General features: G+C 35.4%; 16 protein-coding genes. 7 read left to right on the top strand and 9 right to left on the bottom strand.

Annotation, left to right across the window (positions count from 1 at the left end):
• Window positions 1–7 precede the first annotated feature (7 nt).
• From ACKWCD_RS17540 to ACKWCD_RS17565, 6 genes are all read left to right on the top strand, one after another.
• On the top strand, window positions 8–1588 hold the full coding sequence (locus ACKWCD_RS17540; protein WP_413985264.1) for a type IV secretory system conjugative DNA transfer family protein: 1581 nt from the start codon (window positions 8–10) through the stop codon (window positions 1586–1588).
• A gap of 80 nt (window positions 1589–1668) precedes the next feature.
• Window positions 1669–2877 carry a hypothetical protein gene (locus ACKWCD_RS17545; protein WP_413985265.1) on the top strand — a complete coding sequence of 403 codons (1209 nt, stop codon included), beginning with the start codon at window positions 1669–1671 and terminating at the stop codon, window positions 2875–2877.
• A 39-nt stretch (window positions 2878–2916) separates the two neighbouring features.
• The gene (locus tag ACKWCD_RS17550) at window positions 2917–3870 is read left to right on the top strand and encodes an alkaline phosphatase D family protein (RefSeq protein ID WP_413985266.1); all 954 of its coding nucleotides are present in this window, start codon (window positions 2917–2919) and stop codon (window positions 3868–3870) included.
• 11 nt (window positions 3871–3881) lie between these two features.
• Window positions 3882–5351 (top strand): amidohydrolase family protein, encoded by a 1470-nt coding sequence (locus ACKWCD_RS17555; RefSeq protein WP_413985267.1) that lies wholly within the window; start codon window positions 3882–3884, stop codon window positions 5349–5351.
• Between the two features lie 227 nt (window positions 5352–5578).
• Window positions 5579–6175, top strand: coding sequence for a hypothetical protein (locus ACKWCD_RS17560; protein WP_413985268.1), 597 nt, complete (start codon window positions 5579–5581; stop codon window positions 6173–6175).
• Between the two features lie 78 nt (window positions 6176–6253).
• Window positions 6254–7498 (top strand): protein NO VEIN domain-containing protein, encoded by a 1245-nt coding sequence (locus ACKWCD_RS17565; RefSeq protein ID WP_413985269.1) that lies wholly within the window; start codon window positions 6254–6256, stop codon window positions 7496–7498.
• A 68-nt stretch (window positions 7499–7566) separates the two neighbouring features.
• Here the strand turns inward: ACKWCD_RS17565 and ACKWCD_RS17570 are convergent, their stop codons facing one another.
• From ACKWCD_RS17570 to ACKWCD_RS17610, 9 genes are read right to left on the bottom strand one after another with little or no spacing between them, the layout of a single operon-like run.
• Window positions 7567–7929: a hypothetical protein gene (locus tag ACKWCD_RS17570; protein WP_413985270.1), complete on the bottom strand. Its 363-nt coding sequence runs from the start codon at window positions 7927–7929 to the stop codon at window positions 7567–7569.
• A gap of 7 nt (window positions 7930–7936) precedes the next feature.
• Window positions 7937–8764 carry a DUF4138 domain-containing protein gene (locus ACKWCD_RS17575; RefSeq protein ID WP_413985271.1) on the bottom strand — a complete coding sequence of 276 codons (828 nt, stop codon included), beginning with the start codon at window positions 8762–8764 and terminating at the stop codon, window positions 7937–7939.
• Window positions 8745–9716 (bottom strand): conjugative transposon protein TraM, encoded by a 972-nt coding sequence (gene traM, locus ACKWCD_RS17580; protein WP_413985272.1) that lies wholly within the window; start codon window positions 9714–9716, stop codon window positions 8745–8747. The genes ACKWCD_RS17575 and traM overlap by 20 nt, the downstream gene beginning before the upstream one ends.
• Window positions 9717–9757: 41 nt before the next feature.
• The gene (locus ACKWCD_RS17585) at window positions 9758–10381 is read right to left on the bottom strand and encodes a conjugal transfer protein TraK (RefSeq protein ID WP_413985273.1); all 624 of its coding nucleotides are present in this window, start codon (window positions 10379–10381) and stop codon (window positions 9758–9760) included.
• 3 nt (window positions 10382–10384) lie between these two features.
• Entirely contained in the window at window positions 10385–11227 is an 843-nt protein-coding gene (locus tag ACKWCD_RS17590; protein WP_413985274.1) for a hypothetical protein, read from the bottom strand.
• A 2-nt stretch (window positions 11228–11229) separates the two neighbouring features.
• The gene (locus ACKWCD_RS17595; protein ID WP_413985275.1) at window positions 11230–11811 is read right to left on the bottom strand and encodes a conjugal transfer protein; all 582 of its coding nucleotides are present in this window, start codon (window positions 11809–11811) and stop codon (window positions 11230–11232) included.
• Between the two features lie 11 nt (window positions 11812–11822).
• Window positions 11823–14225, bottom strand: coding sequence for a TraG family conjugative transposon ATPase (locus ACKWCD_RS17600; protein ID WP_413985276.1), 2403 nt, complete (start codon window positions 14223–14225; stop codon window positions 11823–11825).
• Complete coding sequence (locus tag ACKWCD_RS17605) at window positions 14212–14496, bottom strand: hypothetical protein (RefSeq protein ID WP_413985277.1); 285 nt, start codon at window positions 14494–14496, stop codon at window positions 14212–14214. Before ACKWCD_RS17605 ends, ACKWCD_RS17600 begins: the two co-directional genes overlap by 14 nt.
• Before the next feature lie 17 nt (window positions 14497–14513).
• Window positions 14514–14801 carry a hypothetical protein gene (locus ACKWCD_RS17610; protein ID WP_413985278.1) on the bottom strand — a complete coding sequence of 96 codons (288 nt, stop codon included), beginning with the start codon at window positions 14799–14801 and terminating at the stop codon, window positions 14514–14516.
• A 188-nt stretch (window positions 14802–14989) separates the two neighbouring features.
• Between ACKWCD_RS17610 and ACKWCD_RS17615 the strand changes: the two genes are divergently transcribed.
• A complete protein-coding gene (locus ACKWCD_RS17615) occupies window positions 14990–15604 on the top strand; it encodes an N-acetylmuramoyl-L-alanine amidase family protein (RefSeq protein ID WP_413985279.1) in 615 nt (204 codons plus the stop codon).
• The last annotated feature ends 398 nt before the right edge of the window (window positions 15605–16002 follow it).

Here is a 16002-nt window from a genome sequence, read left to right on the forward strand (position 1 = left end):
GAATACTATGGAATTACCTATTTCTATGATTTTCATAATTATTCTCATAAGTAGTCTAGTTTTCTTTGGTCTATACCAACTAACAATATACGCTGTTGAATTGAACCTGCTAATCATTTTAATTGGTGTGATTTATCTTCCCTATCCCTTTACTCCCTTGAAAAGTATTCTTTATTTGGGCTGCCCTTTACTTTTGGTCAACACGGTGCTTTACGTCTTTTTTCAAAAGAGAGAATCGGTTAGTACTTCAGATGCTAAATATAGAATTCAATTTAAGACGGAGCGGGGAGGAGGTGTCGAAATCGATGATATCAAACTCGGAGCATCAATTATTGGTTCTGCAGGAAGCGGAAAGACCGAAAGCGTGGTTTATAATTTTTTAAAACACTTTAGCAAGCATTCTTTTTGCGGTGTTATACATGATTACAAAGATTTTGAACTTACCGAAATGGCGTACCCACTTTTCAAAAACCCTAAAATTCCTTTCTACATCATTTCATTTGATAAAATAATAAATCGCGTAAACCCGATTGCGCCAAGGTATCTGGAAAATGAAGAAAGCGTTAATGAAGTGTCACGAGTTTTGATAGAGAATTTATTGGAACAAAAAGAATCTGGGAGTGTAGGAAGCACAAAATTCTTCAGTGATGCTGCCGAAGGGCTTTTGGCTGGATTGATTTGGAAACAGAAAACCTCCTATCCTGAGTATTGTACCTTGCCCCATATCATAACGATTTTCCAGTTTTTGAATACCGATAGCCTGGCGGAATATCTCAGTTCAAATAGTACCTCAAAGGCTATGGCCGATACCTTTATTACGGGAAAAGACTCGGATAAGCAAACAGCCGGGGTTAAGGGCACATTGGCCAATGCGTTCAAGAAGATAAGCACTCGAAATATTTTTATGGTGCTTTCAGCGGATGAAGTCCCCCTTAATATTAATAATGAGAAAAATCCAGCTGTGGTTTCGGTGGTCAACAATCCAAAGTATGAAACTGCTTATTCACCTATAATCGCGACTATTATTCATACGATAACCAAACAAATGAGTGTTCGTTATTCTCTGCCTTCATTTCTATTGATGGAAGAGGCTCCAACTATACGCTTATTGAATATGCACCGTATTCCTGCTACCTTAAGGAGCTATAATATTTCCACGATTTACGTAATGCAGGATAAAATACAGAACGATATATTGTACGGGGAAAAAGTCAGCAAGGCTATTTTGAGCAACCTTTCCTATCAGTTCTTTGGCAAAGCGAATGACCCTGATACCGCTAAATATTATGAACAGTTTTTTGAGATAGTGAAACAGGAAACTACAAGTGTAAGCCGTGGGCATAGTTTAAATTTTGATACTAGAGTTACCAAAGGGGAAAGGGAGGTTGCAAAAATTAGGGCAAACGTTTTCTTTCGTTTGAAAAAAGGAGAGTTTATTACCTATGCCGATGGGCAGGAAAGGAAGGTTCGATTTAAAGTGCCCGAAATTGAAAGGGAGATTCATGAGGAGAAAGAACTATTTTCGAAAGAAGATATAGAGGAGAATTATGAGCGGGTTTATGAGGAAGCTAGGTCAATTTTTAAATAGGTAAATCGGTTAAATACCTATTAATGGGTATTTTAACAATAATATATTTCTGTATTTTTATTAAAATTAAATCTGACATTATGCGATTGATAACTATTATTTTAATGTTTTTATTTTTTGTGAAAGTAGGCGGTCAAGAACTTCCTGGGACAGATGAATTAAATAGGAAATTGGATAATGAGGTGAGTAGTTTTATTCTTTCCAATTACATTCAAACACCATTCGATTTTGAACAAGAAGGAATGTCTTCGGATGAAGTAGATAATGCCATTCGGGATATTATTATTAGTCAAAAGGATAAGAGTATTGAAGGCTTAGATTTTCCTATAAACAACGATAAATTAAATTATTTGGGATTCATTCATCCAACGGAAACTAATATATTTTTTTCTGATTATAATTACTTCCTAAATAATGATGTTTCGATCAAAGGTGATTCCACACATATTTATAAATATGAAAACCTTTATGTATGTACTAAGGGAAACACCGTTTTAGACCGCTATTTAATTTACTATGCCATAAGAGCTCATTTGATAATTAAATACAGGTTTCCTAAGATTTACCATAATTTGTTTCTCCAGACTTCGATTATTCCCCACGAGTTCGTTAGAGAAAATGCCGGAGTTGGTTTTGTAAACCTAACTAAGAATTATTTTATAACCTTTGATGGTCAAAACACTCGACCTGAAAATAATGCTTACTTGGGTACAGCGTATAAACTTCCAGAATATTCTTTTGAAATTTATCCAAATACCCAGGTAATCTATCTAAATAAAAATACCATTAAAAATGGCGGTACTATTGAAGGTGGAGTTAAATTATATCCCAATATAGAGGGAGGAGCTTCTAGTTTTCACCGTTATATGAGGGATGGATTCATTCATACTTTCGTACACGAAAAAATTCACGACTGGATTTTTCAATATAAACACCTCAACAATCTAGCAAAGTTTTTAAGAGAGGAAAGCCAATCATCGGGATTAGTAACAAATTATTATCCATTTGAAGAAGCAGTCGTAAATAATACTACAAATTTACTTTTCGAATCAGAGGTTAATAACGGCGGGTTAAGCGATGATATACTTAATTATTATCGAAGAGATTTAGAAGTAAGCATAAACAAATTCAAAGCTGTCGGTAGTTATGAAAACATGATAGAGGCTTTAAAAATATTTGAAATAGTAAATAGTGATTTTCAAAGCTCTAATACGTACAAAAATTCGAAAGATAGTAGGTTATTTCTAATTGATTTTAGTAGCGTTGAAAATCAACCAACAAAAAAATAGACTTATGGCTTGATAAACACTTAAAAAATCTAGCAATTAATGAAGATAGCCTTTACCTCTTGCGTTCGATATAAAGCGTTTAATAAACAACCAGAATGGAAGCATATTCTGGAATATGACCCTGATTATCTATTTCTGTTGGGAGACAATATCTATATGGATTTTGGCTGTAAATGGTTTAGCTCAGATTATAATGAAAGCCCAAAGCATTTATCAGTAACAGATTTTGAAAAGAGAATGCGTTCTAGATATGACGACCAGTTTGGTGAAGAGAACTTCAAGCAGCTTGTCGAGCATATGAGATCTAAAAATGGTTTTTATGCTACTTGGGACGACCACGATTTTGCTTGGAATGATGCTTGGGGAAATGATGTTCGAGAAGAAAAACTATCTATTACAACGAGCCTTTTTCATGAGAAACTCAATTGCTCTACTAATCTCCCTAAAGTATATTATCATGTCGACACTCCTTTAGCCAGAGTCATTTTTCTTGACAATAGGTCTTATGCAAAAAAGGGAAAAGATGAAAATCGTAATGTTCTCTTAGGAGAAGAACAATTTGCATTTTTAGAGGAAAAGCTAAACCACAATCTTCAATACACAATTGTCTGTGGAGGACTCACTTTAAATGCGACTCCTTTAGGGCTTGGCGATGATTGGAGAAAATTTCCGAATGACTTGAAGAAACTATGTTCATTACTATCTCAAAAGGATAGGGTTGTATTCCTAGCCGGTGATATTCATCAAAATAAATTTATCGAACCAAAGTATAGTTCAAAATTAAAATGTACTACTCCTTTTCAATTAATTTCATCTGGAATGGCAATAAATTCTTTAGGAATTGGTCATGGTATAGATGAAAAACATAATTGGGCAACACTGGAATTAGCTACAGATAAAGCAAACATACAGTTCTTTAAAAGTCATAGACTGCAACCCAAGAAATCTCAAAAAGCTACCAAAGTATTTAATGACCATTTTGCATATTTATAAACCAGAATATTATGAGTGATAATAACCAAAATTCTATAGTAGATATTCATACACATATTTTTAACCTAGATTATTTACCTATAGAAGGTATCTTAAGAGCCAATGGAATTGGTAAGATTCTGGCAAAAGTACTTACCAAGATTATTTCTGCTGTAACGGGGAATACTGATTTTAATCGAGAGGAAATAAGATTAAGTTTTGAAGATGAAAATTACACTCAAAAGTTTATGAAAATGAGAAATACAGAGCTTTTAGAGGATATGGTGTTGAGAATGCCTATACAAGTAATAGATGATAAGGATACACAAGAAGCTCTTGATGAGTTTTTGGAATTGAATGAACCAACTCTTGAAAAATCGGAAAGATTTTCCGAAAAAATAAAGTTGATGGAACCCAATTCTGAAGAATATAAATTTTATTCTAGAGAGGTTATGCTTGATTTTCTTAATGCCACATTGAATAAATCTGAAAGTAATAGAAAGGCAAAGCGCTCAATTGATTTTGATTATATTAAATGGTTTTTGTTTATGACTGGTAATGAACAAAAAATCATTAATATTCTTTTAAGAGAGTATCGGCATATAGACCATTTTGTATTTCATATGATGGATGCGGATTATCTTTTTAAAAAAGGACGTCCTTCCAAAATGTTATTCTCAAAACAAATCGAGAATATGGAGGCAGTAATTCAAAAGTATGGGGATAGGTTTATTGGTTTTATTCCTTTTAATCCTAATAGAAAAAAATCTTTAGAATATATAAGCGAAGCTTTTACAAGAGGTTATTTTAAAGGCATTAAGTTTTACCCACCCTTAGGATATCGTCCCATTGATGATAAAAACGCTAAATACAAAGAAAGAATCGATGAGTTATTTAAAAAATATGGCGATGGTACTGTTCCTTTCTTCACACATTGTACTCCATCTGGGTTTGAATCCATACCAAACTGGAGCGGTAGAAATGCAAATCCTATCTATTGGGAGGAGCGTTTAAAGATAAATCTAAACTTAAAAGTATGCTTAGGTCACGCTGGAGGTGACGCGGGATGGTTTGATGATTTTAATGAGAATGATATTTTCCCTTATTACAATCAGAAATTCATAAAAGATGGTAAAGAAATTATTGAATGTATACGTCCCTACGGAAAAAAAGTCTACGAACTATGTACAACATATAAAAACGTTTATTGTGAAGTGGGTTTTTTAGCCCATAACAATGACCCGGGTAAACTAAATAATTTCAAAAAGAGAATGGAGTATTTGCTTTCAAAGGATTCTCAGAAAAACTATGCTTTTGGAAGTAAAATAATGTATGGTAGTGATTGGCACATTCTTTACAATGAGGGTTTAGAAGATAATTATGATGATGCATATAATGCCGTGTTTAATGACTCAAATTACCCTAATCTAAATAAGGCCAAATCAAGATTCTTTGTTGAAAATGCAAAGAGCTATTTAGGTATAGAAGAAGCGATAGTTTAGGGAAGTGATTTTCTTTGTTAATTTTGAAAGGAATGGAATGATGTTATTTGTTGCTCACCCCAATACTTAAGCTAAACTAAAGTATCCAATAGATAATTCCTTCATTATAAACGGTCGCAAGTTGCAAAATTGATCATAGTATACGACCCTTGCCAGCTCATCCCATAATGCTGTCTTGTAACATTTTTCTTGTATGAACAACCTATAAGTATTCTAAAATAAATTATATGAACTTTTTCAATTTTAGCGGTTTTTCCCAATCAATGAGCACTATCAACATTTTTAACTTCCCTTCGGGTAAAAAACCTGATTTCAAAAATAGGAATGCAGAGGTGATTATTGAAACTGAAAGAGGTCAAGAAATTGTCAGATACAATGACTTCAAAACACTTTATGGATATTCTGGGTTAAAATTGATTAATTCTATGAATTACGATTTGACTGTCTATCTGTTAATTGAAAAAGAAACGATAGGTTCGGCATGGAACCTAGTCGCTCCTGTTATTTTAGAAAATTCCACCATGAAAATAACCCAATTCAATTTAGGTGCTTTTGCACTTCAAGGTTCTGGTGGTGGGTTAAGCAATACTAGTTCACTTTTTCATAAATTACGAGATTATGAAATGAGGGGATACAAAGTTTCAGTAGTTCCAAAACTTGTAGATTCAGAGATTCTCTCGAATTTTCAATTTGCTGATAGTGGTTTAAGGTTAATGGATTTAATTGAGCATCCTAAAACTATTGACTTAGCAAATTATCGCAAAGATCAGTTTGCTGAAATTCATGAGACATACGTTGAATTAACTGAAGATTATGGACTATAAAAGTATTAAAATGACAGCTTCTTTCAACTATATTCTCAGTTACCAACCTTTAAACTTCTCCCATAAAATTAGATTTAGATGAATATTCACGATTTAAGAATAGCCCAAGTTCATTTTGAAAGTCAGATCGATAACGTTCTTGAATCTAGGAAAGAATTATACAAGCTTAGGGACAACTTTTCAAAGTATTTTTCTCCAGCTAGAATAAGTTCAATGCCAATTGATCATTACGCTATTGGGAATGATTTGCCAAAAAAAGGATACAATTTTTGTTATACTATAGAACGAGAACTCGATGGTTTAGGAAGGATTATCGGAGCAACTTCATTCAAATTTGGAGTTTACTACGGTAGAACTAAATCAGAACCGGAATACAAATATAGATTTACAAAGAAGTTTGGTAATAATTCAACGGAAGCATACCTTAATGTAAAGGCCCAAATTCTAAAACTACTTGAAGCGGGTAGAAATGAAAATATTGAAGAAATTGTTCGCAATAAAATTTCGCCAATGTTTAAAGGGAAAATATTATGTACATATTTTCCACAACGTTACCTAAACGTATTTTCAGATGAACATCTTGAATATTTCCTGGTCCAGCTAAATATTGACACCCAAGATTTAGTGAGGTCTGATGCCGTAATTAAAAGAGAGGCTCTTATAAGATTTAAAAATTCAGACGAAGTAATGAAAACCTGGTCCACGGATTTGTTTTCATATTTCCTATATAGAGTTTACCCAGGACGTCCTCCAAAAGAAAATTCAAATTTAAAAAACCCATTGGAAGGTTATAAAAATCCTGATTTCCCAGTAGATCCATCACCGGAGTGGATAGACATGTCAATTGAACCCCCTAAAAAAGTTAATCCTGATAGGAAACCTAGAAAAGAAAAGAAGAATCCAGATTATGAAAAAGAGGCTAGAAAACTAAAAAGACTCGGGGATAGAGGTGAAAAACTTGTTTTAGATATGGAAAAACATAGACTTGAGGAACTCGGGTTTACTAAATTATCTAAGAATGTATCAAAAGCAAAATATGACTATTTAGGTTATGATATAAAATCATTTGAAGAAAATGGAGATGAAAGATATATTGAAGTGAAAGCTACAAGTTCAAAAGTTGGTGCTGCTAACTTTTTTCTTTCCGTAAATGAATTTCAGAAGGCTCAAGAATTAAATAACTATTTCGTTTATGTCGTTTTTGATATTTTATCTGCCAATCCTCAAGTATGGATAATTGGCAATCCTTTTAAGCCAGAGAATAAGAAGGTCAAAATGACACCAATTTCATATAGAGTAGAAATAAATGCAAAGAAAAAATAAAACACTAAATGAAATAGTCTATTCATAGATTTGGGTACTATTTTGTTTGAATCTAACTTAACATAAAATTAGAAAGGCCCCTTCTCCCGCAACCCCTTCTCAGTAACCACCCATTGCCCCTCCTCCTGAACTAATTTGAAAGTCTCAGGCTTTTCCTCATAAGAAGTTGTAAACTTAACCCAGGCTATATCTCTATCAACAATTTCCTGAACAATATTAAAATCAGAAGCCCCACTTTCTGCAGCTGTCATCATATCCTGAATTGAAATAAAGGAAGCATAGCTTTCAGCAGTAGTGTACTTTTTTAGTTTCGAATTGTCTTTTTGATAAAAACTCTCCACCACAATTTTTGCTGTTTCCGTATGAGAGAGTTGTTTGTCGGCACAGGCTATAAACACCAATAATACTAGGTAAGTGCTGAATTTTTTCATGATACTCTTAATTTGGGTTGTTAATAAATCTATGTAAAACTTTGAGTTTCAAATCTCGTTCTCCGTTTTTTTCGTTTAATTCTAGAATCAATTTCCTTTGGTTGCTAATTGAAAATTTAGGTACTACATAAACCAGCTTTTTAGTCTCTTTCTTTTTAATCCTTGCAGGAAGCCCGTACATGAATAGGGGCTCTTGATGTAAACTTTGCAAGGATTTCTTTTTTCCTTTCCTCCGTGTCTCAATAGAGAGATTTAAAAAGTTTAAATCATAGTCTAAAGACGAACCATTTTCAATGCGAATGACGAAATACAATTCTTCCTTATCGAAAGCAATGTTCTCTATGCTAAGTATTACATCATTGTTCGATCTACTTAATGCAAGTATTCTTTGCTTTTGACTGAGCAAATACAAACAAAAACGTTCGTAATAATAATCTCGGTTGTTTGTCTTGAAATCCAGCTGCTGGCTTGAAAACAGCTTTTTTGTAGTTGGTTTTTCATTCCCAATGCTTTGCGATTGGGGAATGAAATAATTCAGTTTGGAAAGGTCTTCTTTATACCTAACAATATACGAAAAAATCGAACCATTTCGGTTGATAACCAGTAAATTACTTTCCTCTCCAGGAGTGGCCTGCAACAAGCCGAAATACTGTTCTTTTTCTCTATTAAAGGTGAATACAAAATTTTCTGACCCGGTTATTCCTTGCCGAATCGGCTCTGGAAAAAACAGGGCTACATTTTTCTGGTTATTGGCATATATGGTGTCCAATATGTGTTGCCCCAATAGGGCGTGGGAACAAAGCAATAAACAAATGCTAGAAAGGAAATTTTTCATGAGATTTCTGTTTTTGAGATTGTGGATAATCAGGTTTTAAAACGAGTTTGTAGTTATTGAGTATGGTTACTCGAACACTTCGATTATTCCTGCGAAATACTTTTTGGATTCCACTTATTTGGGGAACACTTGGAATATTGATATCCTGTAGAATGTCATCAACTACTTCATTGGAGATTTCTTCCCGGAAGTTATTTTCTATATAGATGCCTTCACTTCCGTCTTGAAAATCAATTGCTTTCAGCTTTGTGGGATGATGATTAATATTCTCTATTTCAATTAGGACCCTATTGGGCTGAAATTTTATAAATCCATAAATAGATGTGTTCTTGGCTACCAACCTATCATTGATGGTTGCATCTTTTGTGAGTCGCATTCTTAGACGGTGATTCGCTTTTACGACTTGATTGCCATCTACTGTGACATGAATCTCCGAATCTGTTCTAGAAATATTGATGTCATCATTTTGTATCGGATGGGTAGCAAAGAACAACTTATGTTCCAATCCTAGTTCTTTAGCTGCAGTCTTATGTTCATTTGCCAAATCGGTTGAATCGACTTCGGGTTCTTGCAAAGCTGGAATATGTAGCGTTTTGTATTCAGGTCTCTCAATTTCCGAATAGTAGATTCTGCCTGCTGCATAGATGCTATCCACAATACGTTCCTTTTCCTTATCCAGTAAATCAGGGTCATAGACACCAGTAGAATCGAGGTACTTTTCATCATAAATGCTAGGAGCATTTCTTTCACGCACCTTCTTTAGGGCATCAATAGCCTCCAATTTTGATTTATAGTCCTCCTGTTCCTGCTCCAATTCAGGTACTAAGGTTTGTTTTATGTTGCCATCTCCACCATCTTCTTCCTCCATAATCAATAGACTGTAGGAGACTAAGAAGATTAGGGTAATGGCAAGTACGGCACTAAAGACAATTTTGTTCTTTTCTATCTTCATATGAGTGATTTTATTAATCCCACCTTCCTACGACAGGCAGGTTATGGGCTTTCATTCGATAATTTTTTAAGTGTGTTTTCAAAGTAATCCGTGATAAGCAAGCCATGGGTATTGTTCGGGTAGTTCCTATCCACGATAATCAGCTTTCCCGAAGAAGTCAATTCGTAAGTATCGATTATCGAACCACGGTTGATTTCAAAAACCGTTGTGGTTTTGAACGTATAGTTTCCATTTTGTTCCTGTACCTGACTATCAATGCTCAATATCTTTTGAACGAGGGAATACTGAAGTATGCGGTTATAGACGCCATCTGCTTTCTTTTGCCGGTACAGGTTATCCACAGAGCTATTACCAAGCCACAAGGCCTTTTCTAAGTTCTTTTCGTAGTTACTTGCATCGATATTGTAGAAGTAGGTGTGGAACAGCTCTAAATGAGCCAATGCCTCTACTTGAAAGTTTTCCTTCTGTGTGACCAACTTCAAGGGAATGACTTCGCCATCAGTACCTATTGCAAAGGTTGTATTCAAAGACTTTTGATGAATGTTGAAAACCATCCATCCAGAAAACAAACTGGATAATAAAGCCCCAGAGACTACAATGCTGACGATGACTCTATTGGTTTTTAAAACAGTATAGATATTCTTGTAAGGTGTTTTTAGTTTCATAGTTTACGTTGTAAATAAGCGTAGCGTGAACGTTGTTGCTTTTTTATAGAGTTTGAATTTTAGAAACACGATAAATACAATAGAACCGAGGTCAATTACCGGAGCAAAAAAACGACTCCCTACATCTGTGCCGAATAGGTTTGACCAAAAGTTGGTGTTTAGCTCGGTATATATGGAATTGATAAAAACATTGACCAGAAAAAATGCCGGTACCAACATATACACCGCTGCATATAATTTGAAAAATGTATAGGCCATCGAACGGAATTTTTCGAAAACGGCTAGACTAATGACCAAAGGAAAAAAGGCCTGCATTATACCCAGCAGGAAATAGCGTTCCGCTAGAAACAAGGGGTAGATGAACAAGTCTAGAATCCAAAGAAATAGGCTAATAATGAACGCTAGTATCTTCCAACCATAAAGCGGTGTTACGAGCGCTTCGTACAGTAATGCCATTGCCTTTTTGGCGGCTTCCAATGCGCCCACATCCTCTTCCAGAGGAATATCTTGCATTTGGAGCGGGAGGAGCGCAGGAGCCGTATTGCGATATTGACCTTCAATGGCCACGAGAATGTTGTCGAAGAAACCCAATACCTGTGTTGAAAAAATTACGATTAGCACTATCGCAAAGTTTTTGGCAAGCTCTCCTGGAGTCAAGCCCCAAGTATATCCATACCTATCCGCGACACCTTCATTATACTTTTTAAGAATATTGATTAAGAAAAGTAGAACCGCAAGTGTTTTCATTCCCGCAATGGTGTATTGCAAAAAATCGCTGTCTTTTATGGTTTGGAAGACAGCATCTACATATTCCAGTCCGATTCCTAAAAAGATAATGGCAGTCATTCCTAGTAATTGGTTTCGCGGGTGTTGACTTTATCCTGCATTCTGCGAAATGAAATAATCTCACGATAGCGCTCTGTCTTTTTAGTAATTTCAGCAACCATTTCTTGGGATTGAATTTCTTTGTCTTTCAAAACTTTCGCCCGTTCGGCATCCGTCATTTTCAGGTTGTCACTTGATAGAATTTGATTAATGAAGTCCAGGTCTTTGGTCGAATTTTCCAGAATGGCGCTAAAGGATTCGTTCACTCGATTTACTTCTTCCGCTTTGATATAAGGGGAATTGAGGATTTCCCGTAAATCATCTTGCACGACTTTGTAGAGCTTTTTATTGTTGCTAGTCAGTTGCTCTACGGCCTTTAGTTGTTTGATGGCATTACTGACTTTCTCGATATTCTCCTTCTGCTTCTTCAGAAATTTTACCGTTTTGATAATATTCGAAGTCTGCTTGCCAGCCTCTACAAGTTGTTTTGCAAATGAGATAAAGTTTATGTTGTCATAAACAGGCATCCCTTGGGCCTTAGCGCAACAAGGAGATAAAATACCGATGGCAAGAATTAATACTAGTGTTCTAATTGTTTTTTTCATGATATATTGATTTAAGAATTAATAAATATTTTAATGGCTTCCTCCATGGAGCCTGTTTCGTTATAAATCGCCATTATGGCATCGTTTTCTTTTCCATCGGTCAAGTAGGCGGCATATACCTCCTTCGGGACTTCTAATCGGAAGATGTTACTTTCCTTTCCAATTTTGATAAACATTTCGGTGTATTTTCTTGGCCCTGAAAGATTGTTCTTGATGGATTTTAATTGATTTAAATCATGGCTGGATAGATTGAGCCGCTTGACTAATTCGGCATAACCCTTTTCGTTGTTTAGGCAATAAATCACTTGGGTATTTTCCAAAATGCTAGCAGAAGTAGAGTTATTGGGTAATTGATTGATGGATTGCAGAATAATGCCGATAGCCCCGTTCTGTTTCCGGATGGCTTGATAATAGAACTCCACACTTTCCAGTACGTTATCGAATTTGAGTTGCTTTGCGAACTCGTCGAAAAGAATGATGCCTTTTTCTGCACGATTTCTCCAGATGGTTCTTTGGATGGCGGACTTTATCAATTTGAGCATTACGGAAAGGATTTCCTTATTGTCTCTTACTTCATCCAGTTCAAAAACAATCAATCGTTTTTCTTCGATTTTATAGGTCTGGTCTTCGCTAACTTCAAATAGGAAACTGTAAATACCATTACCTACATACTCAGACATAATGTGAAGAAAGCTTGCGATATTGAAATAATCGGACTGTATTTTAAGACGATTTAAGAGGTCTTTTTGATGTGTCTCAACAAACTTGTAAAATCCTTCTAAAGAGTATTCCTTATCAACTGTTTCCTTATAATAATGGAGCAATATTTTCTTGATGGAAACAGACTGGGTTTTGGTCACTGTTAAATCGGAACCAAATAATTCAAAAAGAAATAGGGATAAATCTTCAAGACGTTCAGGGGTCAGGTCATCAATATTGCTTATGTAAAAAGGATTGATTCCCAAGTTCTTTCCACTCTCATATCGAAGCACGATATATTGGTCTGGGTAGAGTTTGGCAAACTTGGTATAAGAGCCTCCCAAGTCAATGATGACCAATCGGACGCCACTTTCGAAATATTGACGAAGGATGTTATTGGCCGAGAAACTCTTACCTTCTCCCGTTGGGGCGAAAAAGGCAAAGTTCCGTGCCTTAATACGCTTCTTCTTTTCATCCCAAACATCCTTTAAAACTGGAATGTTGTGTTCACGGTCATTAAAGATGATTCCCGTGTCATCAGATTTGTAGTTGCTGTTATTCAGTGTGAGGCATAGCGCGTGTTTTAAATCCGTTACATATAAATCCTCATTGGAAAAATTAGAAGAGAAACAGAAGTAGCTGTTCAGAATATAATTCTTGCGTTCTTCCCCTCCAGGATAGTAGGGTATAATATCGAGCTCCTTAAATTCAGTTTTTATATTAGCTGCTATTTTATCAAGCTCTCGGGCTTCCCGAGCCCAGTAGATTATATTGAGGTGACCTCTAATAATACGGGCATTGTCATCCGCATTAATTTGGTCTTGGACATACTGGATTTTTTTGAGTACAACTTTATTCTGGGAACCGAAATTTGAACTCTTGTTCAGCTCTTCGATTCGCTTGTTCAACAGCTTGCGCCATTTTTGTTTATCATCTAGATAGATGATTTGGTTGACAATATGATTTTCGGTTAGGGTGAGTCCTAACCCATCTACAAAACCTTGATGGAAAACAAAATCATCAGAAGTAAATCGTTCATTGGTTTTACTGCTCTGTACGCTTTCCCCAAAGCACAATTCGCTGTTGACAGCAAGCACATCAAAGTGATTTTCTCCAATGGTAACATCAGATTTCCCTAAAAGTATATCGGTGTCATAGCCTTCATTGTAGCCGTTGAAAAAGCTATCGCTCAGCGAATGGATTTCATGGACTTTTAGCGGAATCAATTCTATTTTTCGACTATTGTTGATGAAGGAAACAGAATCGCTTACGGAGCTTATAAAGCTATACACCGTATCGTTCATTTTTTGAACAATACTCTTGGAAATATTGCGAAGCGGATTGACATATTTGGTGTTGTTCAGGGTCTTGTTTTTAGTAAGGGTAAAGAAGAGGTAACAACTATGTTGCATGTACTCGCGGCCTTTAAAATGATTGTGAGTAGCCTTTTCTAAAAAAGAGGTGTTGGGTAGCTTTTCGGAGGTGTATGATTTCTTTAGATAAATATCTTGCTTATGGATTACCGTACCGATGGGAAGGGATTTCAATGCCTGAAACCAAGCACCGTGTATGTCCTCAAAATCTTTTTCGGAAAGCGAGTAGATTTCCGGGAGTTTCGCTTCATAACACAATACCACATTGCCATTGTTGGCAAAGACAACATTGTCGAGTATCTCGACTATGGGCTGAAAAGAAGCTAGGTTAATTTTCTTCATAATGGAATTGAGATGATTTTTTATTTGAAATCAGCTTTGGAAATGGTCTTGCGATATGAAAGACTCTCGGATTGCTGGAAATTCGCATTAGAACCGTGTAAAGCACTCCGTTAAAAAGGAGGGCACCAATAATAATCGCAAGGCTGAAAGAAAAAATGATGACCAAGAGCGAGGCTACTACGCATATCATCAGTAAAGCGAATAGGGGTAGGGGCAGTCCGAAAATGACCGCCCCTTTTCGTATGTTCTTATAAACTTCATATTTTTTCATGTGGCTTGCCTTAAGGATTATACTACAATGCCTATTAGGTAGGTGAAGATGCCCACTACCGCACCGGCAATGAGAACAAAAACTAACACTCGGGTAATTCCTTTTTTGAGATCGGCGTTCTCACCAAAAAAATGACCTGCATTAAAGAGGAAACCGATAAGGAAGATTACCCCAAGGATAATCGGAAAGATGGTTCGAATGGTATCGGAAACATCGTTTACGGAATCTTCGATACCTCCTATTTGAGCAAAAGTTGATGACGATACCGACAGGAATAGTGCAGTCAAATACATTGATTTTTTCATACTGAAATGGTTTTAAATTGGACTCATTTTTGTTGTATGAAAACTATTGTATATTTGAATTTAAAATACTGATATACAGTATTTTGTGAATAAAATAGTATTTGATTTCAATTGAATTTTGATGCTGTCATTTGACATCAAATCCTATGAATTTTTGAAAAACGGTTGTTGATAACTAAGAATTTGAAATGGGAAGCACCCTCAAAAACGTCAGCTTGGTCATTTTGCTTTTTAAAATGTGCTTTGCTTTTAGTCAAAAAAAAGTCATTGTTATAGATCCCGGACATGGAGGAAAAGATTCTGGTGCAATTGGTATAAATGGTATTCGTGAAAAGGACGTGGTTTTGAATATTGCCAAGGAGATTGTCCGTTTAAATCGAATGGTTTTTGAAGATGAATTTGAGATTTATTTGACGAGGTATGAGGATACTCTGATTTCATTGTCGGACCGGACGAAATTGGCCAAAAGATTGGAAGCAGATGTTTTTATTTCGTTGCATTGTAATCATTCTGATAATCCAAAAGCTAGAGGGGTGGAAGTTTATGTGGCCAGGACTGAAACTGGCTATTTGGATGAATCTATTCATCTTTCTTATGCATTGCAGAAGGGATTTCGGGATAAGCTTGGGTTTGAGAGTAGGGGGGTAAAATTTGCCGGTTTTCAGGTGTTACTTGAAGGGGCAAAGAGTTTTCCATCTGTTCTGTTGGAGTTAGGTTTTTTGAGTAATTGGGATGAGGCATGGTATTTAAGAAATATGAGTGATTTTACAGTTGTTTGCCTTTCGATATTGAATTCAATATAATTTGATGTTGGCACGAGAGAATTTGGACATAGTTTGTTGCTAATGTCAAAGGAAATATTGACCAAATTTATTGATGAAAATGAGAACGATATTCTCTAGTTTTAGAAACTATTGCTCAATTATTTTTTGTTTTAAATAGAAAAAGCAGGGGAATAATATTACCTTGTAAGTTTGTTAATTTTAATACTTTTATTTTGAAATGGGGAAGCCATTTGCCGAAGAACTTAAACAAAACTATGACTTATTAAACTGGGTTTCAAAGCTTGAACTAGGGCAGCTAGTAAGTTCAATTCAAAGATGTCGAAATACTACCGTTTACATTGTTGGCTCAGGAGGTTCTTTAAGTGCCTGTTATTTTCTTGAGTTTTTATTTGAGCAAAACGGGATTGTTGCCAAAT

The organism is Maribacter taeanensis, from assembly GCF_047345145.1.
In the GTDB taxonomy this organism is placed as follows: domain Bacteria; phylum Bacteroidota; class Bacteroidia; order Flavobacteriales; family Flavobacteriaceae; genus Maribacter_C.